18 protein-coding genes are annotated in these 23,480 nt (G+C 69.5%); 9 read left to right on the forward strand and 9 right to left on the reverse strand.

Annotated features, from left to right (window positions below):
* The first annotated feature begins 18 nt into the window (after positions 1–18).
* Positions 19–849, forward strand: a complete 831-nt coding sequence (locus JNUCC0626_RS25785) for a DUF4082 domain-containing protein (RefSeq protein WP_394613346.1) — start codon at positions 19–21, stop codon at positions 847–849.
* On the opposite strand, the gene JNUCC0626_RS25790 is transcribed toward JNUCC0626_RS25785, so the two are convergent.
* Positions 846–1,283 (reverse strand): MarR family winged helix-turn-helix transcriptional regulator, encoded by a 438-nt coding sequence (locus tag JNUCC0626_RS25790; protein ID WP_394613347.1) that lies wholly within the window; start codon positions 1,281–1,283, stop codon positions 846–848. The two genes, JNUCC0626_RS25785 and JNUCC0626_RS25790, sit on opposite strands and share 4 nt — an antisense overlap.
* Before the next feature lie 60 nt (positions 1,284–1,343).
* On the opposite strand from JNUCC0626_RS25790, the gene JNUCC0626_RS25795 reads away from it, so the two are divergent.
* A complete protein-coding gene (locus JNUCC0626_RS25795) occupies positions 1,344–1,715 on the forward strand; it encodes a nuclear transport factor 2 family protein (RefSeq protein ID WP_394613348.1) in 372 nt (123 codons plus the stop codon).
* Here the strand turns inward: JNUCC0626_RS25795 and JNUCC0626_RS25800 are convergent.
* Positions 1,675–3,183 carry an ABC-F family ATP-binding cassette domain-containing protein gene (locus JNUCC0626_RS25800; protein WP_394613349.1) on the reverse strand — a complete coding sequence of 503 codons (1,509 nt, stop codon included), beginning with the start codon at positions 3,181–3,183 and terminating at the stop codon, positions 1,675–1,677. The two genes, JNUCC0626_RS25795 and JNUCC0626_RS25800, sit on opposite strands and share 41 nt — an antisense overlap.
* A gap of 96 nt (positions 3,184–3,279) precedes the next feature.
* Here JNUCC0626_RS25800 and JNUCC0626_RS25805 point away from each other — a divergent pair, with 96 nt between their 5' ends.
* The gene (locus tag JNUCC0626_RS25805) at positions 3,280–3,960 is read left to right on the forward strand and encodes a class I SAM-dependent methyltransferase (protein WP_394613350.1); all 681 of its coding nucleotides are present in this window, start codon (positions 3,280–3,282) and stop codon (positions 3,958–3,960) included.
* A gap of 125 nt (positions 3,961–4,085) precedes the next feature.
* On the forward strand, positions 4,086–5,141 hold the full coding sequence (locus tag JNUCC0626_RS25810; RefSeq protein ID WP_394613351.1) for a sensor histidine kinase: 1,056 nt from the start codon (positions 4,086–4,088) through the stop codon (positions 5,139–5,141).
* On the opposite strand, the gene JNUCC0626_RS25815 is transcribed toward JNUCC0626_RS25810, so the two are convergent.
* The 5 genes from JNUCC0626_RS25815 to JNUCC0626_RS25835 all read right to left on the reverse strand — a co-directional run bounded on the left by JNUCC0626_RS25815 (position 5,142) and on the right by JNUCC0626_RS25835 (position 11,465).
* Complete coding sequence (locus tag JNUCC0626_RS25815) at positions 5,142–6,662, reverse strand: helix-turn-helix domain-containing protein (protein ID WP_394613352.1); 1,521 nt, start codon at positions 6,660–6,662, stop codon at positions 5,142–5,144.
* Positions 6,659–7,720, reverse strand: coding sequence for a DUF917 domain-containing protein (locus JNUCC0626_RS25820; RefSeq protein ID WP_394613353.1), 1,062 nt, complete (start codon positions 7,718–7,720; stop codon positions 6,659–6,661). The genes JNUCC0626_RS25815 and JNUCC0626_RS25820 overlap by 4 nt, the downstream gene beginning before the upstream one ends.
* Before the next feature lie 173 nt (positions 7,721–7,893).
* Entirely contained in the window at positions 7,894–9,423 is a 1,530-nt protein-coding gene (locus JNUCC0626_RS25825; protein WP_394613354.1) for a hydantoinase/oxoprolinase N-terminal domain-containing protein, read from the reverse strand.
* 1 nt (position 9,424) lies between these two features.
* Entirely contained in the window at positions 9,425–10,738 is a 1,314-nt protein-coding gene (locus JNUCC0626_RS25830) for a purine-cytosine permease family protein (RefSeq protein WP_394613355.1), read from the reverse strand.
* 115 nt (positions 10,739–10,853) lie between these two features.
* Positions 10,854–11,465 (reverse strand): hypothetical protein, encoded by a 612-nt coding sequence (locus JNUCC0626_RS25835; protein WP_394613356.1) that lies wholly within the window; start codon positions 11,463–11,465, stop codon positions 10,854–10,856.
* Between the two features lie 178 nt (positions 11,466–11,643).
* On the opposite strand from JNUCC0626_RS25835, the gene JNUCC0626_RS25840 reads away from it, so the two are divergent.
* The 5 genes from JNUCC0626_RS25840 to JNUCC0626_RS25860 all read left to right on the forward strand — a co-directional run bounded on the left by JNUCC0626_RS25840 (position 11,644) and on the right by JNUCC0626_RS25860 (position 21,817).
* Entirely contained in the window at positions 11,644–13,524 is a 1,881-nt protein-coding gene (locus JNUCC0626_RS25840; protein ID WP_394613357.1) for a DNA/RNA helicase domain-containing protein, read from the forward strand.
* A gap of 104 nt (positions 13,525–13,628) precedes the next feature.
* Positions 13,629–15,518 (forward strand): DNA/RNA helicase domain-containing protein, encoded by a 1,890-nt coding sequence (locus tag JNUCC0626_RS25845; protein WP_394613358.1) that lies wholly within the window; start codon positions 13,629–13,631, stop codon positions 15,516–15,518.
* Positions 15,519–15,598: 80 nt separating this feature from the next.
* Positions 15,599–17,002: a TIGR02677 family protein gene (locus JNUCC0626_RS25850; protein ID WP_394613359.1), complete on the forward strand. Its 1,404-nt coding sequence runs from the start codon at positions 15,599–15,601 to the stop codon at positions 17,000–17,002.
* Positions 16,999–18,048, forward strand: a complete 1,050-nt coding sequence (locus JNUCC0626_RS25855; RefSeq protein ID WP_394613360.1) for a TIGR02678 family protein — start codon at positions 16,999–17,001, stop codon at positions 18,046–18,048. Before JNUCC0626_RS25850 ends, JNUCC0626_RS25855 begins: the two co-directional genes overlap by 4 nt.
* Complete coding sequence (locus JNUCC0626_RS25860) at positions 18,041–21,817, forward strand: SbcC/MukB-like Walker B domain-containing protein (RefSeq protein ID WP_394613361.1); 3,777 nt, start codon at positions 18,041–18,043, stop codon at positions 21,815–21,817. The genes JNUCC0626_RS25855 and JNUCC0626_RS25860 overlap by 8 nt, the downstream gene beginning before the upstream one ends.
* Here JNUCC0626_RS25860 and JNUCC0626_RS25865 read toward each other — a convergent pair.
* A complete protein-coding gene (locus JNUCC0626_RS25865; protein WP_394613362.1) occupies positions 21,801–22,319 on the reverse strand; it encodes a hypothetical protein in 519 nt (172 codons plus the stop codon). The genes JNUCC0626_RS25860 and JNUCC0626_RS25865 overlap by 17 nt on opposite strands.
* Positions 22,316–23,464 carry an exonuclease domain-containing protein gene (locus JNUCC0626_RS25870; RefSeq protein WP_394613363.1) on the reverse strand — a complete coding sequence of 383 codons (1,149 nt, stop codon included), beginning with the start codon at positions 23,462–23,464 and terminating at the stop codon, positions 22,316–22,318. The genes JNUCC0626_RS25865 and JNUCC0626_RS25870 overlap by 4 nt, the downstream gene beginning before the upstream one ends.
* Positions 23,465–23,480: the final 16 nt, after the last annotated feature.

Raw genomic sequence — 23,480 nt, forward strand, 5'->3', positions numbered from 1 at the left:
GGGGACGATCTGCCGTACATGAGACGATTAGCAGTACTGCTGCTGGCACTCTTCCTGGTCTCTCCCAACGTCCCCGCCCTCGCGGCCGCCGGCCCGATGGCGATGATCTGGGCTCCGACCGAGCAGGCCTCGGTCCCGTTGAACGAGCCGCTGCTCGTGATCGGCGGCGCCGTCAACGGCGAGTCCGGCGGCATCACCGAGGTCGAGTTCTCGACCGACCACCAGACCAACTGGACGCCCGTCGACGCCACCGGCGAACGCTGGTCCGTCCTGCTCTGGCCGTCCGTCCCCGGCCCGCTGACGATCCACGCCCGCGCCAAGACCGCGACCACCACCGGCCCCGTCACCGTGTCCCGCACGATCTACGTCGGCGGCACGACCGTCCCGCCGTTGCAGTACGAGACCTCTCTCTACCTGAACGACACGCACAGCCCCACCATCAACGACCCGGACGAGCAGGCCGTCGAACTCGGCATGCGCGTCGCCTTCGACCGCCCCGGCTCCGTGACGGCCCTGATCATCAGGCGCGGCAACTACACCGGCCCCGTCACCGCGCGAATCTGGGCGGACGGCACACTGCTGGCCGAGCAGGAGGCCCCCGGCGCCGCCTACAGCCAGCGGATCACCTTCAGCACACCGGTTCCCGTGACCGCGGGCACCGAGTACGTCGTCTCGTACTACACACCCGCCGGCGGTTACCGGGCGACGGAGAACTACTTCACCGGCAACATCGTGCAGACGCCGTTCAAGATCCCACCGAACGCCGGGGTGTACAGCTACACCGGCGGCTTCCCCACCGACACGTGGTTCGGCAGCAACTACTGGATCCAGCCGGTCTTCAAGCCCTAGTCGGCTTCCACGACCCGGCGCTTCAACACCTTCTCGGCGCCGCCGGTCGCGACCAGGAGCCGCACCAGCGCGCGTTTGGTCTCCTCGTCACCGTGCACGTCCAGTTCGCGCCGGAGCCGGCGGCTGTCGTCGACCAGCCGCCGGCCCTTGTCGGTCAGCTGGGCGCGCCGGATCCGGGCGTCCGCGCGGTCCGGCACGCGCCGCACGTACCCGAGGCGTTCGAGCTCCAGCAACTGCTTCGAGGCGGCCTGCTGCGTGACGCCGAGCAGGTCGCCGAGTTCGCCCACCTTCGGCTCCTCGTCGACGAGGTGCTGGATCACGTAGCCGTGCGACATCCGCACGCCCTTGTGCCCGATCTCGTGCAGCCGCTTGATGATCTCGTCGTTCGCGGAGCTGCCCGCGAGGTACGCGAGGGTGGCGATATCGATGCCCATCAGGTCCACAGCCTGCATCCTGACATTGACAACCAAGGTTGTACAACTATGGTTGTGAATATGAATCCAGTCGACCTCGCCACCTCGTTGCACCGCGCGCTCGAAGCCGGGGAATCCGGCTCCGCGCTGCGCCGCCACTTCACCGCCGACGCGGTGACCGTCGAGCGCCCGAACCTGATCAAGCCGCACGGCGCGCGCTCGCCGTTGGAGGAGATGCTCGCCAACTCCAAGAAGGGCGCCGGGCTGCTGGCGAGCCAGAAGTACGACGTGCACTCGGCGTTGACGGCGGGCAGCACCGCGATCCTGCGGCTGACCTGGACCGGGGTGCTGCGGGACGGCCGCGAGCTCGTCGCGCACATCGCCCAGTTCGTGGACACGCGCGACGGGCTCATCAGCTCCATCGAGACGTACGACTGCTACGAGCCGTTCTGAACTCCTCCCCCTGCCAGCGTTGGCGCAGCAGCCGATCGTGCGACGCCACGACGACCGCGCCGGGGTAGTCGGCGAGCGCCGCCTCCAGTTCCTCGACCAGGGCGAGCGACAGGTGGTTCGTCGGCTCGTCCAGCAACAACACGTCAGACTCCTGGTTCAGCAACCGCGCGAGCGCCAGCCTCCGCCGTTGCCCGACCGACAACGCACCCACGGGTGTTGCGAAGTCGTTGCGGTGGAACAAGCCCAGCGATTCGAGCCGCTCCGCGCTGCCACCGAACGCCTTGAGCAGCGGCTGCTTCGGTTCGTGCACAACGGTTTCCTGCGGCAGGTACCCGACGGCACCGACCGCTGCCCCGGCCAGCGCCCTGAGCAGCGTCGACTTGCCCGACCCGTTCGGTCCTGTCACCAGAACCCGTTGCCCTGCCTCGACTTTCAGCTCACCGAACGCCACCACCACACCCTCGCTGATCGCCGCGTCGAGCGGAGCGTTGAGGCGCAACGGTTCCGGCGGCTTCGGCACCGGATCGGCACGCAGCCGCTCCAGCCGTTCGGACGCGCTGCGCACCCGCGTCCTGATGGACGCCTGCACGCGCCGCCCGTCGCCGTTGTACTTGCACTTGTTGTGGTCGGGGATCGGACGCCCCGGCGCGACGCGATGTGCTGTCGTGCCACGCCATTCGGTCCAGTGCCCGATCTCGCCGACCCACTCCGCGTACGCCTGCTCCCACCGCTGCCGCGCCGCCCGCTTCCCGGCGACGTACCCCGCGTACCCGTTGCCGTACCGGGTGATCGTGCGGTTCTCCACCTCGACGATCGCGGTGGTGACGCGTTCCAGCAGCAGCCGGTCGTGCGTCACCACGACGAGCGTGCCCGTGTGTTTGCGCAGCCGGTTCTCCAGCCACGCGAGCGCCTCGTCGTCGAGGTGGTTGGTGGGTTCGTCGAGCAGCAACAACTCGGGTTCGGCGCTCACCACACCCGCGAGCGCCAACCTGGCCTTCTCGCCGCCCGACAAGGTGCCGAGCGTGCGGTCGCGGCCGAGTTCCCCGAGGCCCAGCACGGACATCGCGGCCTCGACCCGCGCGTCGGCCGCGTAGCCGTCGCGCAGTTCGAACGCCGTGAGCAGCTCACCGAGTTCGTCCAGCCTCTCTTCTTCGGCCGCGACCGCGATCTGCTGTTCCAGCAACCGGATCTCGACCAGTGCGGCGTCGATCGCGTCGCCGACGGTCGCGTCCTCGGGCAGGTCGAGCACCTGCCCGAGGTAGCCGACGCCCTGCGCCACCACGCTGATCTCACCGTCGTCCGGCACGTCCTGCCCGGCGATGATCCGCAGCAGCGTCGACTTGCCGGAGCCGTTCTCACCGACCACGCCGAGCTTCTCGCCGGGCCTGACCGTGAGCGAGACGGCGTCGAGCACGCGCTTGAACGCGTAGTTCCTGGTGACCTTCCTGATCGTCAACTGAGCTGACACGAGTTACCACCCCCAATAACCTAACCCATGTTGCCATACGCTGTACGAGGCCGCCACCTTGATAGACTGACACCCATATCTACCTGGGGGTTTGCCGTGAATCGACACGTGCGCACGATCGACGACGTGATGGCTTTGCTCGACGATCTGCTGCCCGCGCAGCCCGGCGACTGGTGGGACCGCTTCTACGCGGACCGCACCCGCGAGGTGCCGTTCTTCGTCGCCAAACCGGACGAGAACCTGGTCGCGCACGTGGAGAGCGGCGTGGTCAAACCCGGCCGCGCGCTCGACGTCGGCTGCGGCCCCGGCCGCAACGCGCTCTTCCTGGCGCGCAACGGTTTCCAGGTCGACGCCGTGGACATCTCGACCACCGCGATCACGTGGGCGCGCGAACGTGCCGAGGGCCTCGACATCGACTTCCGGCACGGCGACGCGTTCACGACCGAGGGCTCGTACGACCTGATCTACGACTCCGGCTGCTTCCACCACCTGCCACCGCACCGCCGCGTCGGCTACCTCGCCCTGCTCGACCGCGCGCTGGTCCCCGGCGGCCACTTCGCCCTCACCTGCTTCACGGCCGAGGAGGGCACCGCCGTCCCGGACGCCGACCTGTACCGGGCAGGGCTCGCCGGCGGCGTCGGCTACACGCCGGACGAGCTGCGGTGGATCTTCCAGGACCTCGCCGAGGTCGAGCTGCGCCGCATGACGGAGGAGCCCGCCGACTCGCCGCGGTTCGGCAAGGACTTCCTGTGGACAGCGCTGTTCCGAAAGGACTAGTTGCAGCCAACGGACGTGCGCGTCCGGCAGGCGGAATGGCCGGGCGTCGCCACCTGCGAAAGTAGGGACATCCCCCTGCTCCAGTAGGTGATCCAAGGCACAAAACCGCCAGTATCGTCAGCCGCGTGAGGCGAGCCGCCGATGTGGCGCCGGCGCTGCTCGTGGCAGCGCTGGGGATCTCGCGCGAGTTCACCCTGGACCTGCCGTCGCGGCTCGTGGTCGCGTCGCTCTCCTTCTACGTGGCGATCCACCTGCTGTCGGCGGCGGCGCTGTGGTGGCGGCGCACGCGTCCCGTCGAGTCGAGCCTGGTGATCGCGTTCCTCTCGTTGCTCACCCCGACCTACGCCTCGCTGGTGTCGGCGTACTCGGTCGCCGCGCACGCGCCGAGGTACCGCTGGCTCGTGTTCGCGCACCCCGTGACGTGGGCGATCGGCGCCGGGGCGTGGGTGGTGCCGCACCTCGCCGGGCCCGGCCTGATCGTGATCGCCGGGCTCCTCGGCCTCTACCTCGGCACGCGGCGCAGCCTCGGGCAGGCGCTCGCCGAACGGGAACGGGAGTTGCTGACCGAGCGGGTCCGCGCGGACCAGCGCACGAGGCTCGCCGGCGAGATGCACGACGTCGTGACGCACCGGCTGAACCTGATGATCCTGCACGCCGGGGCGTTGCGGATCGCCGCGCAGAACGACGGCACGCGCACCGCCGCCGAGGAGTTGCGCACGGCGGGCTGCCAGGCGTTGGCCGAGATGCGCGACCTGGTCGGCGTGCTGCGGTCGGGCCAGACCACGCGGATCCCGGACGTGCTGCCGGACCGGTTGTCCCGGCTCGTCGCCGACTCCGCGCTGGAGGTGACGCTGACCGAGCACGGCGACGCCGACACCATCTCCCCCGCCGTGCGCCGCACGATGTACCGGGTCGTCCAGGAGTCCCTGACGAACGTGCACAAGCACGCACCGGGTGCGCACACGGAGATCACGATCCACAGTGGACCGAGCACGGTCCGCGCGGTCATCCGCAACACCCGGCCGTCCACCGCGCCCGGCCTCGCGCTGCCCGGCACCGGCTCCGGCCTGCTGGGCCTGCGCGGCCGCGTCGAGATGGTCGGCGGCACCCTCACGGCCGGTCCGACCGACGACGGCGGGTTCGAGGTGGACGCCGTGCTGCCCGCGTTCGTGCCGACCTGATCACTCGTCGCCGGCGCGCACCGCCCGGCACGCGAGGTGCACGGCGAGGCGTTCGTCCGGGTTCAGCAGGCTGACGCCGAGCAACTGCTCGGCCCGGTTGATCCGCTGCGCCACGGTGTTGCGGTGGACCTTGAGCCGCACCGCCGCCGAGGACGTCACGGACTCCTCGTCCAGGTAGATCGCGAGGGTGCGGAGCAGCTGCCCGTCCTCGACACCCGCCAGCGGTTCCAGCAGCCGCGTCGCCTGCTCGACCAGCGCAGGCGTCTCGGCCGCCATCGACAGCAGCCGCCGCACGCCCAGTTCGTCGATGTGCACGACCTTGGCCGTGCCGGTCATCGCGGCGGCCTCGCGGGCCTCGGCGAGGGTTTTGCCCACGCCGGAGACGCCGGGGTGCGGGCGGCCGATGCCGGCGACGAGCGGGCAGCAGCCGAGCGCCTGGGCGATCCTCGTGGTCAGCTCGCGGTGTTGCGACTGCGGCGGTTCGGAGTCGTTGGTGAGCCAGAAGCTCCAGCCCTCCGCGCCCTCGACCAGCTGGCCGTGCAGGCCGCGCCGGGAGAGTTCGACGCGCAGCCGTTCGGTGTCGAGCTGGCCGGGCGTGGCGGGCACCGCGTAGATGCCGGTGTGCCAGCCGTCGAGGCGCCAACCCGCCAGCACGGCCTGCTGCACGAGCTGCGGCGGCACGTCGTCGCCGCAGGCGAGGAGTTCCGCCAGCAACGAGCCGCGCGACCGGGCCTGGCGTTCGGCTTCGAGGCGTTCGGCGGCGACCCAGCTCCCGAGCGCCCACGACGCGACCTGGCTGATCTGCAGCACCGTCTCGGCCCAGCGCTTGTTGCGGCCGCGGCCGTGCGAGACGAGCCACAGGTGCACGTGCCCGGTCCGGTCGGTCTCCACCGGCACCGCGACGGCGAAGCCCTCCTCGATCTCGGCGGTGGCGGCGACGGAGCCCGCGAGCAGGTCCGGCGGCAGGCCGGGCGGGGAGACGCCCTCGATCGCCGTGCCGTCCGCGCTGATCACCGCGCAGCTGACGTGCAGTTCGCCGGTCAGGATCGTGATCACCGAACGCGGGTCGGTCCGGCTGCGGCCCAGGCGTGCGGTGACGGCGTTGAGCAGCCTCGCCGCGCTCAGCTCCGGGCGCCGCACGGCCGTGCGGAGGGCGTCCGCGACCAGCAACGGGTCGTCGGCGGTGATCTCCAGCAACGGCACGCCGAGGCGGTTCGCGAACGAGGTCGTGGCGGCAGAGGGCGGCTGGTAGGCGCCGGTCGTCGGCTTGCACAGCACGACCGCGCGGACATCCGCGCTGTAGGCCCGGCGCAGCGCCACCTCGACCAGGTACGGCTGGTGCCCGGTGAGGATCACCAGGTCGCCCGCCGCGCACGCCTCGACGGCCGTGAGGTCCGCCGCCAGCCGCACGTCGCCGACCTCGGTGTCGACCCCGCGTGCGCCCGCGAGCAGCTCCGTCTCGCCGAGCACGCCGATCTCCAGCAGGTCCCTGACGGTGAGGGAGCCGGCGTCCTCGATCACTCGGCGCCCCGGAACGGCACGTAGCCGAGGTCGTAGCCGAACGCCCTCGGGTCCACCCTGGACCGCATCTCCTCCGGTACCCATTCGGGTGGCGATGGGAGCGCTACCACGTCGATCACCGCGCCGAACCCGAGCCGTTCGGTGGTCAGCGGCTGACCGGTCTCCGCGTCCAGGCAGCACAGCAGATCAGGCGTCGTGACCAGCGGTTCGCCGTCCGCGAGCGCGACGAGGTACTCACCCTGCATCTCCAGGCGCACGTACGCATCGTCGGCGTCCAGGCGGCGCAGCGCCACCGTTCCGCGCGGAAAGTCGCCGACAGATTCACGCCAGACCTCGACGACTTTGCCTCGAACGAGGAGAAAACCGCCGGATTTCCGGGCCCGTTCCTCGACGGAGAGCTCCTTGCGCGCCCAGATATCCCCGAGCGAGAGCGCTCTCGCGAGCGAGCCCGTGATGCCCGCGCTGATGGCGTCCGCGAGCTTGAGCGGCTTCGCGACCATCATCGCCCAGCCGCCGAAGTCGACCATGACGGTGCGGGCGAGCTTCTCGATGCCGGTCGCGTCCAGCACCGCGCGGTTGCCGCCGGGTTCGGTGATGGCGAGCGGGGTCGTGGGCAGGCCGGCCGCCGCGTACGTCGTCTGGTCGATGCGTGGGAACGCTCTCCCCATGCCGTCCACGTCGACGTAGGGCAGGCCCAGCCGGGCGGCCAGGATCAGCGGCAACAGGCCGTTGCACCCGCCGATCTCCCACCCGATGACGGCCGTGACGGGCGTGGAGTCGTGCGCCTGCAACGCCTTCAGCGCCTCTTCGGCCTCCCGGCCGCTGGGCAGCTTCTCGATCATCACGGTCGGCGCGCCGATCAGGCCCACCCGGATGCCGTGGCCGTCGAGGTCGGCTTCTTCTGCCGTGAGGACCGTGATCGGGCCGCTCTGCCGGATCTCGTGCCGCAGCATCGCGGCGAACGCGTGGGTCTCGTGCTCGCCACCCCCGCCCCCGCTGCCGAGCACGACCACGCCGAGGGCGAGCTGGTCCACCTCGTCGGGCCCGAGCAGGTGCATGGGCGAGACACTAGGCCCTGTCCTGCAAGTCTGTCAGGTGGCAGGCGCGGGTGAGCGAGCCGGAGGCGGTGCCGCCGCGATGCCCTCATACCGGAGGTATTCGGGCGTCGTGGCGGTGCCGCCTCCGGCTCCCTCGGCCGCCACTGGCGCCCGACAGACTTGCAGGACCGGGTCTAGTGGCCGGGCAGCAGATCACCCACCGCACGCGCCCGCACCCGGCTCGCGTTTCCCGGGAGGTAGGCGAGCGGGATCTCCTCGACGTCGACGATCCGCACGCTGCCCGCCCTCGCACCTGCGGCGACAGCCCGGTCGACGGCCTCCTGCCTGGCCCCGTCGAGCACCTCGTCCCTGGTGCCCGGCGCCATCGTGAACACCCGGTCGACCTCGCCGCCGACCTGGGCGATCGCGGCCCCGATGGCGCCCGCGAAGGCGTGATGTTCCGGGCGGACGATCTCGCTGGCGCCGTCAAGCCGTTGGACGAGCGCGCTGCCGCCCCCGACCAGCACGACCGGCAACGGTTCGGGACTCGTGCGCAGGCGGTCGAGCCGGTGAGCGATCTGGTCCTGGATCCGGTCGAGCGTGTCGTGGACGAACGTGCGGTCGAGGTGGCGGGTCCGTTCGCGGTCCCCGATGTCGGCGTGGCCCGCGGCGACCACGACGTCGGTGGCGGTGAGCGTGTCGCCGCCGAAGACCAGGGCTTCGTCCGTCAGCCGGTAGCCGACGCTGTCCGGGCCGATCCGGTCTTCCCTGATCACGCTGCCGCCGCCGATGCCCACCGACAGCACGTCGGGCATCCGGAAGTTGGTGCGCACGCCGTTGATCAGCACCTCGGACGACGCCTCGCGCGGGAAACCGCGGTGCAGCACGCCGATGTCCGTCGTGGTGCCGCCGACGTCGATCACCGCGCAGTCGTCCGTGCCGGCCAGGAAGGCGCCGCCGCGCATGGAGTTCGTCGGCCCGGACGCGAACGTGGCGACCGGGTGGCGGCGCGCGTGGTCGAGGTCCATCAGCGTGCCGTCGTTCTGGCTGAGGTAGAGCGGGGCCTCGACGCCCTGGGCCTTGAGGGAGTCCGCGAGGCCGTCCGCGATCTGCCCGGCCAGCACGCGCAGGGCGGCGTTGATGATCGTCGCGTTCTCCCGCTCCAGCAGGCCGAGCCGCCCGATCTCGTGGCTGAAGCTGACCAGCAGTCCCGGCACGCGCGCGGTGAGGATCTCCGCGGCCCGGCGCTCGAACTCGTTGCTGACCAAGGAGAACACCGACGAGATGGCGACGGACTCGACGTTCTTGGCGGCGAGGTCCTCGGCCACCGCCTCGAGTTCGTCCTCTTGGAGCGGTGAGATGACCCGGCCGTCGTACTCGTGGCCGCCGTGGCAGAGGTACGCGTGCCCGCCGATCGCCTGCCGCAGCCGTGCCGGCCAGTCGACGAACGGCGGAAGTGCCGTGGTGGCGGGGAGTCCGAGCCGGACGGCGGCCGTGCGAGCGAGGTCGCGGCCCTCGACGACGGCGTTGACGAAGTGCGTGGTGCCGATCATGACGGCGGTGATCTGCCGCGGTTCGAACGCGTGCCGCAGCCCGCTGACCGCCGCGACGATCCCGCCCGTCACGTCGGCGGTCGTCGTCGCCTTGCACGAGGCCAGCACCGTGCGCCCCCGCACCAGCACGGCATCGGTGTTGGTGCCGCCGACGTCGATCCCGATGTGCACGTCAGGCAGCCTTCGCTTCGCCGATCTTGCGGGTGGTGGCCCGGCGCGTCCGCATCTGCAACAGGTCGAGCCGCCCCGCCGTCACGTACAGGCCGAACGCGAGCACGAGCGAGTTCAGACTGGACTGCCCGAACGGCAGCACCTCGCCGAGGATCGCCGAGGCGGGCCAGATGACCACCGTCGCGGGCACCCACGAGGGCGCCGACCGGGGCACGTGCGGGCGCGTCGAGATGATCTCGTTCCGCCACCGCCGCACCACGTGGTACTCGGCCATCATGATCCCCGCGACCGGCGGGAACACCACCCCGAGCAACACCAGGAAGTGGCTGAACTGCTGCACGATCCCGGCCGCCGCGAGGAAACTCCCCGCGCACCCGACCATGACCGTCACCTGCGCGCGGCTGATCCGGAGGCGGAACACGGCGTCGACGAAGTTCACGAGCCCGAGCGAGGCCGAGTAGAGGTTCCAGTCGTTGATCTTCAGCACCGCCGTGACGACGATCAGCGCCCCGATCCACCCACCGGTCCCGGTCACCACCCCCAGGACGTCCGTGGTGCCGAGCCCCCGCGCCAGCAACACCCCGACCAGGCTGATGACCCACTCGCCGGCCGTGATCCCGAGAACCGTCTGCTTGACGACGTCCCACCCGTTGCGGTGAAAGCGCGTCATGTCCGGCGCGATCGCCGCCCCGACGATGAAGCTGCCGGTCACCAACGTGATGGCGGTCAACATCCCGATCGAGTTGACCTGACTCCGACCGACCGCGGCACCGACATCGTCCACGTGGACGAGCAACACCCACCCCAGCAACGCCAGGAACGCGGGCACCGCCACGTACGAGGTCCACGCCATCCACCGAAACCCGTAGGCCGCGATGACCGTGACCAGGATCCCGAACGCCAACGCCCACACCGGCGCCGGCAACACCCCGGCCGTGCCGGCAAGTGCGGCCCCGGCCAGCCCGGTCTGCACCCCGAACCACCCGGTGCACGACAGGGCGATGATCAACCCCAGCACCGCCGACCCGGCGTGCCCAAAACCGGTCCACCGACTGAGCAGCGCGGTGGAAAGCCCTTCCCGCTGCCCGACGACCCCCACACCGACCGCGACGACGCTGAGCAGCACCGCCCCGATCGTCAACGCCAGCACCGCGTCCCAGAACGACATCCCGAACCCGAGCGTCGCCCCCAACAGCAACTGGCTGAGCGCCGTCGTCTGCCCGAACCGCTGCGTGGCAACGGACAACCACCCGTGCCGCGCCTGATCCGGCACCCGGCTGAGGGCCTGATCATCACGCCCGAGAAGAGCGGCCACAACCATCCCTCCGCCCTGTGATCGACAACCCGGACAGTAATAGCCCACCCACGATCGAGCTACAGACAATCTGCACAGTCGACTGAATCACCACGTTGCGATGCGCACACCCACGTCAATTCATCGCCAACGCAATACGCCTGCGCGCCACCAACCGAGTCTGGTGCACATCCAGACTCACCCCGAGCCCAGGCCGCCGCTCAAACCGGTCATAACTGCGGCTGAGCAGCCAGTGAGCAGCCACCGGAGTGATCAACTCCAACCGCATCTCATCCCGCAACCTGGCGAGCGCCTCCTCGACCTGCCGCGTGAGAAAGGCGTGCCGAGTCAAGCTCCCGCTGATTTCGTCGATCATGAAAACCATCGCATGAGGCACATCCCCGTACGCATAACTGCACAGCAGTGCCAAATATCCCGCGTCGATCGACCGGTCCCCGATCCAGCACTCCCCGAATGAAAGCGCTCCCAGATCCCACTGCGGCCCGGGCTGATGAGCAGCCGCCTCCTTGGCCCAGCTCCCGGACCGCCCGGGAAGGAGATGGCCGAGCGCGGTGAGGAGCGCGGCGCTGCGCCTGCTCGGCACCTCGTCCAGGTGCCTCACGACCACTTCCCAGAGTTCTTCGTTGTCGGCGAAGGGGCCCGCGAACGCGCTGACCTGAAGCTCGACCTCCAGCGGATCGGTCAGCTGGGGCAGGGGGCGACCGGCGTCCACCACCGCCTGCTGCATGGGGGTCAGCCTCGTCCGCATGGCGGGAGATTAGGCCGATCGGCGCAAGGCGGGGCGTTCGTCGATCAACGCCACCACGGGGATCACCCCATCGTGATCACCACCCGCTCCCCTTCCACGCCCCGCGAAACCAGACCCACGTCACTCGTTTGGGTATAGCCTGATCAGGCTGTCACGCGTGGTGATCTTGGGGGAGATAGTGCCGCTCGTTCGAGGCTCGGCCGCTGGTCTGTTGTCGCAGGCACGGCAGGGCGTTCTGACCTCTCGGCTCACGAAGGCCCAGTTCGACCGCTTCGGCTACGTGTCGGGTGAGATCCAGTCGTGGAGCGAAAGCCCGCGGGCGTTGCTGGAGGCGATGGTCTCGGCTGGGCTCGGGGAGAGCGAGGTGTTGCTGGAGTACACCTTGCCGCGTTCGTCGTTGCGGATCGACGCTGTCGTCTGCGGTACCAATCCCGTGACAGGTCGTCCGTCCTACGTGTTCGTCGAGCTGAAGCAGTGGGAGAACGTGCACTCCGTGGTGGGAGGGCTCGTCCGGCTGTCCGCGAAGGACAAGCTCCGCTCACATCCCGTGGACCAGATCCAGGGCTACTGCCGCTACGTCCGGCACTCCATCCCGTTGATCGCGGAGGAGGAGAAGCTCGTCAGCGGACTCGCCTTCCTGCACAACGCGAAGCGGTCGCACGTCGAACTGTTGCTGGACCGCGGACAGGACCACTGGGGCGAGCTGTACACCCGCGAGGACCTGTCGGACTTCGAACGACGACTGGCCGAGCTCATCGACGCACGCCGCTCGCACGAGGACAACGAAGGCGTCGCCAACCGGTTCCTCGCGTTCCCGGTGCGGCCTTCCGCGAAGTTCATCGAGATCGCCAAGGAGGCGGTGGTCAACCGCAGGCTGTTCCCGCTCGTGGACCAGCAGCTGACCGCCTACCGACGCGTCGAGAACGCCCTGGTCGGGGCGGACGAGCACGTGCGGAAGACCGTCGTGGTCGTGGTCGGAGGACCGGGTTCGGGCAAGAGCGCGATCGCGCTGAGCCTCGTGGGTCAGTTCGAGGCGCTCGACCTGAGGGGCTACCACTCGACCGGCTCCCAGTCGTTCACGGAGACGCTGCGCCGCGACCTGGACCCGGGCAACGACAACGGTGTGCGGGCGATGTTCAAGTACAACAACAACTTCCAGACCCTGAATGGCCGCAGGATCGACATCATCGTCAGCGACGAGGCCCAGCGGTTGCGCCGGTCCAGCACCCGTTCCGGCTCACGCGGCCAGAACGACGACCGGCCGCAGATCGCCGAGGTGATCAACGCGGCGCGGGTGCCCGTGTTCCTGCTCGACGAGAACCAGCGCGTCCGCGCGGACGAGGTCGGTTCGGTGACGGAGATCAGGAGGGTCGCCGAGCAGCTCGGCTGCCGGGTCGAGGTGATCAACCTGCGCGGGCAGTTCCGTTACGGAGGCTGTGAGGCGTTCGACGGCTGGGTGGACCGTCTGCTCGGGATCGTCGACGAACCTCCCCTGGTCTGGTCCGAGGTCAACTCCCCCAGCGGGTTCCAGGTGCACGTGGGTGAGTCTCCGCGCGACATGGAGAACTGGATGCGGGACCGCAAGGGTCCAGATCAGAGAGCACGCATCACCGCGGGGTTCTGCTGGCCCTGGGAGTCCCGGCGAGACCTGGAAAATCCCGAGATCGTGATCGACGACTGGAAACGCTGGTGGAACTTCCGCGAGCGTCAGCCGGATGGTCCCAAGCACGTCTACTGGGCCACTGACGACGGCCTGCGCCAGCAGGTCGGCTGTGTCTACACCGCCCAGGGGTTCGAGTACGACTGGGCAGCGGTGATCTTCGGCAAGGACCTCGTGTGGCGGGACGGCAGGTGGGTGGCGCAGTTGCGCGAGTCCCACGACAAGAAGGCCAAGGAGATCCCGGCTCTGTTCCCCGAACTCGTGCGCAACGCCTACCGCGTCCTGCTGACCAGAGGACTGCGCGGAGTGACCATGTTCTCGGTCGACCAGCGGACGCAGGAGCACCTTCGGGCGATGGTCGGCCCGAGCGCCACTTGATCAGTTAGCCTCGGGATCGCGGCCCGCCAGGCACCGGTTTCGTCCGATTCCGTCGCTGCCTCCACCCGTGTGTGGATCACGCATGCCCATTGGGGGGACCGTCCGTGGCTCTCGTCCGCAAGAGTGCCGAAGCGCTGCTCGCCGACGCGCTGGAGAACCGGCTGCACAAGCTGCTCGAGGACCAGGCGCGCATCCAGTTCGAGGCCGGGGTGAGCGACGGCGAGGTGCGGTCGTGGCAGAACAGCCTGCCCGCGTTCCTCGGCGACCTGGTCGACGCGGGTCTCGGTCACGTCGAGGTCCTGCTCGAGCACAAGCTGCCGCACAGCCCCAAACGCGTGGACGTGGTGCTCTGCGGCCGGAACCCGGCGCACGGCAGGGCTTCGTACGTGCTGGTCGAGCTCAAGCAGTGGTCGAAGGCGGAGCCGTACGGCGACGATCTGGTGAAGATCGACCACTACTCCCAGCCGGTGCTGCACCCGGTCGAGCAGGTGCGGCGCTACTGCGAGTACCTGGTCGACTCGACGCCGGCCCTCGCCGAGCAGCCGGGTTCTCTGCACGGCGTCGCCTACCTGCACAACGCCCGCGAGGCCGGCGTCTGGCGGATCTCGGAGTACGCGGTCGACGAGTTCGGCGATCTGTACACGCTGGACAGCAAGAGCAGGCTGACCGACCGGCTCCGCTCCGTGCTGAACGAGGACGCCGCGACCAGGGACGGTGCTCGCCAGGCCGCCGACGAGTTCCTCGGCATGCGCCACGCCCCGTCCAAGCCGTTGCTGACCGCAGCGGCCAAGGAGCTCCAGGAACGCGAGCAGTTCGTGCTCCTGGACGAGCAGCAGGTCGCTTACCGCCTGGTCACCAAGGCCGTGGAGAAGGCCCGTGCGTCACGCAAGCAGACCGCGGTGATCGTGCTCGGCGGCCCTGGTTCCGGCAAGAGCGTCATCGCCCTGAGTCTGCTCGGCGAACTCGCTCGTCAGGGACGGACCGCGCTGCACGCGACGGGTTCCAGCTCGTTCACGAACACCATGCGCAAGCACGCGGGACGTCGCAACCGCCGCGTGCAGACGATGTTCAAGTTCTTCAACGACTTCATCGACGTCGAGCGGTTCGGGCTCGACGTGCTCATCTGCGACGAGGCGCACCGCATCCGCGAGACCAGCGTCAAGCGCTACACCCCGAAGGCGGTGCGGGAGAAGGCGCGCCGGCAGATCGAGGAGCTGCTCGACGCCGCCAGGGTGCCGGTGTTCCTGCTCGACGAGCACCAGACCGTGCGTCCCGGCGAGATGGGGTCGCAGGTGGAGATCGAAGCCGCGGCGGAGGCGGCCGGCTGTGACGTCCAGGTCGTCCGGCTCGGCGGCCAGTTCCGTTGTGGCGGCTCCGAGTTCTTCGACGCGTGGGTCACAAGGCTCATCGGCGTCAAGGGCACGCCCGCGCCGTGGTCGTCGCTGGTCACCCGAACCGATGACGAGTTCGTGGTGCGCAGCGCGGAGTCGCCGCGGGAGATGGAGTCGTGGCTGCTCGACCGGCAGGCCAAGGACGGTGGCACGGCGCGGATCGCCGCCGGGTACTGCTGGAAGTGGAGCGACCCGGTGACGAAGGAAGGCACGAAGGTCCTCGTGCCGGACGTGCGCATCGGCGACTGGGAACGGCCGTGGAACGCGAAGCCGGAACAGCGCGTCCCCGACGCGCCCGCCTCGCACTACTGGGCCAGCGACGAACGCGGCTTCGGCCAGGTCGGCTGCATCTACACCGCCCAGGGGTTCGAGTACGACTGGGCCGGGGTGATCTTCGGGAAGGACTTCGTCTGGCGGGACGACCACTGGGAGTCGCGTCGCGAGCACTCCCACGACCCCGCCGTGAAGAAAGCTGAGGAGCTGCACTTCGCCCGGCTGATCCGGAACACGTACAAGGTGCTGCTGACGCGCGGGATGCGCGGGGTGTGCGTCTACTCCGAGGACCCCGAGACCCAGGAGCACCTGCGGGCCATGTCCGCCTGATCGGTACCGGGATCTCGTTGCGGAGATCGGCGCCGCCCTGTCACCCGAAAGCCCTACTCCGACAAGCTACGGTGACACAGGTGACGACGTTTCCACGGGTGCCCGCGGACCTGTTCCGCTTCACCACGGCCCCGCACGCGGAGCTGCACACTGCGGTGATGCGCGTGTTCGGGGTGGCGAACGAGCGCCTGGAGACCGTCCTCACCGCCGATGACGTGCAGCAACGGCTCAGGGGTGTCGGCTGGGCCGAGCAGGTGACGGACGACGACCTGCTGGCGTCGCTCAACGCCCTCCGTCAGTGGGGGCTGCTCGACGCGAGTCAGCACCGGTACGGGCTGACAAAACTCGGCGAGGCGGCGTGCGAAGGGCTCAAGCACGCGCTCACGTCGCTGGCCACCAACGGGTCGTTGCAGACGGCTGTGCTGGACGCGATCGCGGGCCGGCTCGACGACCTCGCGGAGCCGCTCAGCGACGGGCGGGTGTTCAGCGCGTTGATGGAGCTCGAAGGGCACCTCGACGCGCTCACCAGCGGGACTACGCGGTTCAACGCCGAGTTGCAGCGGTTGCTGCGAGACGAGCAGGCCGACCTCGCCACGTTCCAGGACGTCAAGCGGACGACGGTCACCTACCTGCGGGATTTCATCGCTGACCTGGACGGGCGCAAGGCTCGGATTCGCGATGCTGTGGAGAAGCTCGATCCTGCGGAGTTGCACGCCAAGGCGCTCAACGGGGCGGGGGTGCTCCACGACGAGACGTGGTTGTACGAGCGCAAAGAGCGGTGGAAGAACCTCAAAGCGTGGTTCGTGGACAACCCTCCGCGCGTGGACGAGTTGCAGGACGTGTCGCGCAAAGCGATCGTGCAGCTGCTGCGTGTGCTCGATCGCATTAGTGAGCAGCGGAAGAAGCCTACGAACACGTCTGCCGACTTCCGGGCGTTGGCCGAGTGGTTCGCGCGGACCGAGACCGAGGACGAGGCGCACGAGTTGTTCAACGCGGCGTTCGGGCTCTACTCGTCGCGGCACGCTCATCTCGCGCACGCGGACGGCGAGTTGTTGCCCACCGCCGAGGCTTGGGAGAACACGCCGCCGGTGCCCGTGTCGCCGCAGTTGCGAGCCACCGGTAAGCAGGAGCACATCGGGGCCACCGGGAAGGTTCGCGACGTCGAGGAGGTGCGGCGGAACCGGCGGGAGCAGGCGGAGAGAGAGCGTGCGGAGCTGGAGCACGCCTGGTCGCTGATCCAGACGGACGGCGCGATTCGGATCTCCACGCTCACGAACCTCGACCACGACACGTTCCACCGGCTCATCGACCTGGTGGGGCGGGCGCTCGGCAGCGATCCGGACAGCACCGGCACGCGCACGGCCGGCACCAGTGACGGGCGGATGCAGATCAACCTCCGCAACGCCCGCGGCTGGGCGACCATGACCACCCAGAAGGGCACCTTGAGCGGGCCTGACTACGTGATCGACGTGCAGAGCCGATGAGCCGCACGGGGAACCAGCTCGCACGGTTGGAGAGCGAGGAGGTCGCGCGTGGTGTGCGGCTGTTGCTCGCACGGCCGTTGCTGACCGCACGGCAGGATCACGACGGGTTCGACGTCATCAGAAGACGGCGCGAACCGATCACGAAGTGGTTCGACTACTACTGCGGCTGGCGGGTCGTGGTGGAGCCACGGGCCGGATACGCGCGGTTGTTCAAAACGACGTCACGGCCTGATCGCACTCGTCCGGCGTTCGATCGCAGGAGGTACATCCTCCTGTGTCTGGTGTGTGCGGAGTTGCTGACCACACCGACGACGACGCTCGACGACCTGACGGCGCGTCTTCCTGACTTCGACTCGGCACGGCGCAGTGACCGCAACGCGCTCAACGACGTTCTGTCGTTCCTCGAAGAGCACGGTGTGGTGGAGCTGAACGAGCAGGTCCACGCCGATCCGACGCTGATCACGCGGCTGCTGGCCGCGCCGGTGCCGCCCTCCACTGTGGACACGGTCGAGGCGCTCACCACCGAGACCCGCTACGACACCGCGCACCGCAGCCTGTGGCAACGGCACTCGGTGATGCGCAGGCTCATCGACGACCCGGTGGTCTACAAGGACGACCTGAGCGTGACGCAACTTGCGTTCCTCAGTTCGCCGGCCGGGCGCAAGGTCGTCCAGACGGGCATCACGCTCGCCGGCTGCACGCTGGAAGAGCGCAAAGAGGGGTACGTGGTGGTGGACACCGACGCCATCGCCACGGACACGAGGTTCCCGGACGACGACAACAACGCGAAAGTCGCCGCGTTGTTGTTGCTCGACCGGTTGGCACGAGGGCCCGCCACGACAGAAGATCTCGTCGAGGAATCACGCGAGCTGCTCACCAGGTTCCGCACGTGGGCGAAGGCCTACCAGTCGGACGGTGGCGCGGACAGGCTCGCGGCGGACGGGATCGAACTGCTGGAGGCGTTCGGGCTCGCGCGCACGGAGAACGGCACCGTTCACAGGCTGCCCGCCGCAGCCCGGTACGCGGTCGAGGAGCTGAATGACTGACCGGTGGCAACCCAGCCGCGCCGGCATCATCAACGTCTGGCGCTACTACGACGAGATCTTCTCGTTCTACCAGGGCAGATTGCTGCTCAGAGGCCCCAACGGCACGGGCAAGTCCAAGGCGCTCGAGCTGCTGCTGCCGTACCTGTTCGACGCGAACCTGCGTCCGCACCGTTTGTCGACGTTCGGCAGTGCGGACCGCACGATGCACTGGAACCTCATGGGCGAGGGCAGCCAGGGCAACAGCACGCGCGTCGGGTACGTGTGGCTCGAGTTCCAGCACGGCGAGCAGTGGTTCACGTGCGGCGCGCGCCTCCAGGCCACCACGAACACGTCGAACGTCGGCGCCACCTACTTCACGACGTCACAGCGGATCGGCGACCTGGCGCTGGTGAACGAGTCCGGGCGCCCCCTGACCACCACCGACCTCACCGCGGCCATCGGCGAGCACGGTGTCGTGCACACCTCACCGGTCGATTACCGGAACACGGTGCGGACGACGTTGTTCCCCGGTGTGAGCGAGCAACGGTACGACTCGCTGATCACGGCACTGCTGCAACTCCGCACGCCGAAGCTGTCCGAACGGCTCGACCCGAGCGTGCTGTCGTCGTTGCTGTCCAAGGCACTCCCGCCGCTCGACCAGTCTGATCTGACCGAGATCGCGGAGGGGTTCGAACGGCTCGACCGGCGGCGCGAGGGATTGCGGCGGCTCGACGACGAGATCACCACCGCCGGACGGCTGGCGGACGTGCAGCGCGTCTACGCCCAGCGGGTGCTCTCCGTGGCGACGAGGGCGTTGGAGTCGTCGACCGAGCAGCTTGAGGACCTGACCAGGGCCGCGCGCATGAGCGAGCGCCGCTACCAGCGGCAGATCACGCTGACCGACGAGGCGTTCGACCAGCTCGCGGCACTCGGACGGGAGGCGAGCGCGGTCGACGCGGAGATCTCCGGCATCTCCGACCTGCCCGCCTACCAGGAGGGCAAGCAGCTCGACCTGTTGCGGCAGCAGCTTTCCGCCGCGAGCCTGCGTGCGTCGGAGGCGGCCGCACACGCCGCGAAGCTGCGCGCACGGGCCGTGGCGGACGAGGAACAGGCCGGGCAGGCCAAGACCGATGCGGCCGCACGCGCTGATGAACTGCGACGGTCCGCCACGGTCGCACGGGAAGCCGCCGAGCGGGCCGGCATGGCGTCGGTGTTCGAGGAGATCGACTCCGGCGGTGACGCACGCACGGGACGACAGCTGCTCACGGCGGCCGTTGAGGCCCGTTCGGCCGAGATCAACTCGATCACGCGCACCGTTGCCGCGCACAAGAGAGCTGTCGACGCACGGGACGCCACCCGCCGACGGCTCGATGAGACGCGCGACGAGCTGGAGCAGGCCAACGAAGCCGAGGTCGTGGCGCAGAAGGCGTTCGAGCAAGCGTTTGCGAAGTTCCTCGCGGACTTCGACACGTGGTCGCGCGGCTGCGCCGAACTGGACATCCACGAGCACGGCCAGATCGTCGAGGCCGCCGCGATGGCGCGGGAGGAGTTCAGCCGCATAGAGGCTCGGCTGGACGAGACGCGCGAGACGTTGAACAGCCAACTCCTGCAGTACCGGTCCATCCGCGAGAAGCTCGCCAATCAGGTCGATGTGCCACCACCGGCGCCATACACGCGTGACGGCGCCTATCGCGCGTCGGCCGCAGGTGCTCCGTTGTGGCGTCTGGTCGACTTCCGCCAGGGCACCCCACCGGCCGTGTGCGCCGCGGTCGAGGCCGCGCTGGAGGCGTCCGGCCTGCTCGACGCGTGGATCACGCAGGACGCCTCGTTCGACGTGTCCGCCCACGACCGCTTCGGCGAACCGCTGCTGGTCAGCCCCGCCGCCGGCACGACGCTGCTGGAGGTGCTGGCCACCGAGGACGAGCGGTGCCACCGGTTCCTGGAGACCATCGCGTTCGGCGACACGGCGTCCGGGCACGCGGCCGCGATCGGCGCGGACGGCACGTGGCGCCTCGCGAACGCGCACGGCAGCTGGGCCAAGCCCTTCCCCACCTACATCGGCTCCGACGCCCGCAAACGCGCTCGCGGCGGCCGAATCGCCGAACTCACCGGCCTGATCGAGCAGCTCGCGACCGATCTGTCCGGGGTGGACGCCGCGCGCAACCAGATCGCCGTGCGCCGCGCGACGCTCGCGGGCGAACTCGCGCGGCAGCCCTCGAAGGACCCGATGGAGGTCGCCGAGGAGCAGCGCGACAAGGCCCAGCTGCGGTGTGCGGCGCGTCAGGACGCCGTCGCGGCGGCCACGAGGCTGGTGGCCGAGGCGGAGGCCGCCGTCGCCCGGCACACGGTCAGCACCGAGGTCCCCGACGCCGCGGAACTCACCGCGTTCGGCAGCGCCTGCCACCACTGGCTCGACGACCGGCACGACGCGTTCACCACCGAGGCGTTGTCGATCGAGGCGGGCAACCGCGCGTCGCTCTCCAACACCCTCGCCGGCGAGGCCGAGGAGACGTCGGCCGCCCGTCAGCAGGAGGCCACCGACCTCTCCATCACGCTGGAGACCGTCGAACGGGCGGCGGGCGCGGAGTTCCACGCCCTCGACCAGCAGCTCATCTCGTTGCGCGCCAAGGCACTCGAAGTCGCCGAACAACGCGACCTACTGCAAGACAAGCAAACGGGCCTGGCGCGCACACTCGGCACGTTGGAGGAGAAGCGCAAGAACGACACCGCACGTGCCGCGGAAGCCAGCGTGGTGCATGAGGCGGCGGAAGCGCGCCATCGCCACCTGACCAGCGCGCACCTGCCCGCCGACGCCGGGGAGGTGCCCGACGTCATCGTCGACCCGCGCCTGATCCGCGACTCGGAGTCCAAACTCAGCATGGCCGTGCACGAGGCGCAGCAGCAGCTGGCCGGACGCATCGAACTGTCGCTGGATCCCGACGACGACGTCACCGTGTTGACCGCAACGCTGGACGGCGCGCGCATGGGTGCGCACGCCCTACTACAGACGTTGAAGGCCGAACGCGACCGCGTGCGCACGCACATCACGGACGTCGAGCGCGACCTCTTCGACCAGACCCTCACCGGCGACACCCGCCGGCACCTCGCGCAGCGCATCCAGGCCGCGACCGCGCTGGTCGGCACGATGAACCACCACCTGGCGCGGGTGCGGACCGCGTCGGGCATCCGCGTGCAGCTCGACTGGCAGGTCGATCCGCAACTGCCGCCGGGCACCCGCGAGGCCCGCGACCTGCTGCTGCGCTCAGACCTGAACGACGACGAACGCGCGTTGCTGCACCAGTTCTTCCGTGAGCGTGTGGAGGAAGCACGCGCACACGACTCCGCAACGGGCTGGGAACAACAACTCGCGCAGGTGCTCGACTACACGACGTGGCACCAGTTCGTCGTGAAGGTCGACAGGGGCGAGGGCTGGGTTCCGGTCACCAAACGCGTGCACGGCGCGTTGTCCGGCGGTGAGAAGGCCATCGTGCTGCACCTGCCGTTGTTCGCCGCAGCAGCAGCGCATTACCACGTGACCCCGACCGCACCCCGGCTGATCCTGCTGGACGAGGTGTTCGTCGGCGTCGACGCGACCAACCGCGGCCAACTGCTGGAGCTGCTGGTCAACTTCGACCTCGACTTGGTGCTTACGTCGGACCACGAGTGGTGCGACTACCGGGAGCTGACCGGCATCGCCATCCACCAGCTCACGACCGGTACGGACGGAGACGACGCCGTCACGACCGTGCGCTTCACATGGGACGGACACAGCCTCACGGCCGATGACTGAACAACGCCAACAGTTCTCGTTGGTCGTCGTTGAGCGCTGAGTGGGGCCGCGGGTAGATCTCCGCGGCCTCCCACAGCTCTTCGCGCACGCTGGACGCCGTGCCGATCTTGCGTCCACGCGCGCGCAGGTCGTCCATGATGTCGTTGGCGTCGAACAGGTACACGGCGTCGATGACCAACGGCCGTGCGGTGCCGACGGAACTCGCCGCGACCGACTTCGGCCCGGTCAGCACGAGGTAGACCTCCGGCCCGCCCTCTTCCTTCAGGTCGAGGATGTTCTCCCGCTTCGGGTACCAGCGGATGGTCACCGTGCGGCCGTCCGGCAGCCGTCCGTCGATGCTCGCGTTGGCCTGCGGTTCCAGGGCTATGCCGAGGATCCGTGCCGCGATCCAGTCGCCGAGGTGCCCGGTCGTGGCCGGACGCCTGATGCACGCCGACAGTGCCGCGTCGACCCGGTTGCGTTCCCCGATGAGCCCGGCCACGCGCCTCACGTCCTCCGTCATCGCGACCCGCTCAGCTGACCGAGCAGCCCGGCGAACAGGTCCTCGGACACGATCGGGATTCCGTACGCGCGCGCCTTGTCCGCCTTGCCGGACATCGAATCCGGGTCCGCCGCGATCACCACCGCGGTCTTCTTCGTCACGCCCGCCTTCACTGTGAGACCGGCGGACAGCGCCCGGCTCTCCCACACGTCCCGGCCCTCGCGCATCTCGCCGGTGAACACGACGAGGTCGCCCAGCGAGAGCCGAACCGATCTGCGCAGCGCACTGTCGACTTCGACGCCGAGCAAGGACGCGACCAGCCGCAGGTCGGCCTCCTCGTCCGCGGTCACCCGGCCGTCCGCCCACGCTGCCTCGGCCAGGGCGGCGAGGTAGCCGCGGTGCAGTTCCATCACCTGCGGCAGGCCGAAGTCGAGCGCGTGAGCCACTTCGAGCAGCTCGTCCTGTTCCTCCGGCGACAGGTGCCGGTCGACCAGCGCGCGGTCGAGCACGTCGAGGTACTCGTCACCCGACGACATCTCCACACGGGGCAGCAGTCGCACGAGCTTCGCCAGGAAGTGCTGTTCGGCTCCGTGCGCGTGGCCGCGTTGCACGGCGAACGCGTTGACGGTGCGCGGCACGGTGAGCCGCACCGGCTCCACGTGCCCGATGCGGTCCAGGCACAGTGCGAGCAGTCCCGCCGACGCCCGTGCGTCGTGCAGTGCGGAGTGCGCGGTTCCCATCGGGACTCCGGCCACCTCACAGCACGCGGCGAGGGAACGCGACGACGCGCCGAGGTGACGACCGGCGAGGTTCATCGTGCACAGCCCGGCCGGCGCGGCGAGTTCGTGGCCGAGCCGGGCGAACTCTGCCTGCAGGAACCGCAGGTCGAACGACAGGTTGTGCGCGACGAGCACCCGTCCCGACAGTCGCGCGGCGAGCTCACCGGCGATGCCGGCGAACTCGGGCGCACGCCGGGCGTCTGCGGCGCTGATGCCGTGCACGCGCTGGGCGCCGAGATCGCGGCGGGGGTTGACGAGCGTGCACCACTCATCGGTCCGGCGACCGGATCCGTCGAGGTGCACGACGGCGACCTCGATCACCCGGTGGTGCTGACCTGGGGAAAGCCCGGTGGTCTCGACGTCGACGACCGCGTACCCGTTGCTCATGCCCGGCCTGTCGTTC

Source organism: Lentzea sp. JNUCC 0626, from assembly GCF_043632865.1.
Lineage (GTDB): Bacteria > Actinomycetota > Actinomycetes > Mycobacteriales > Pseudonocardiaceae > Lentzea.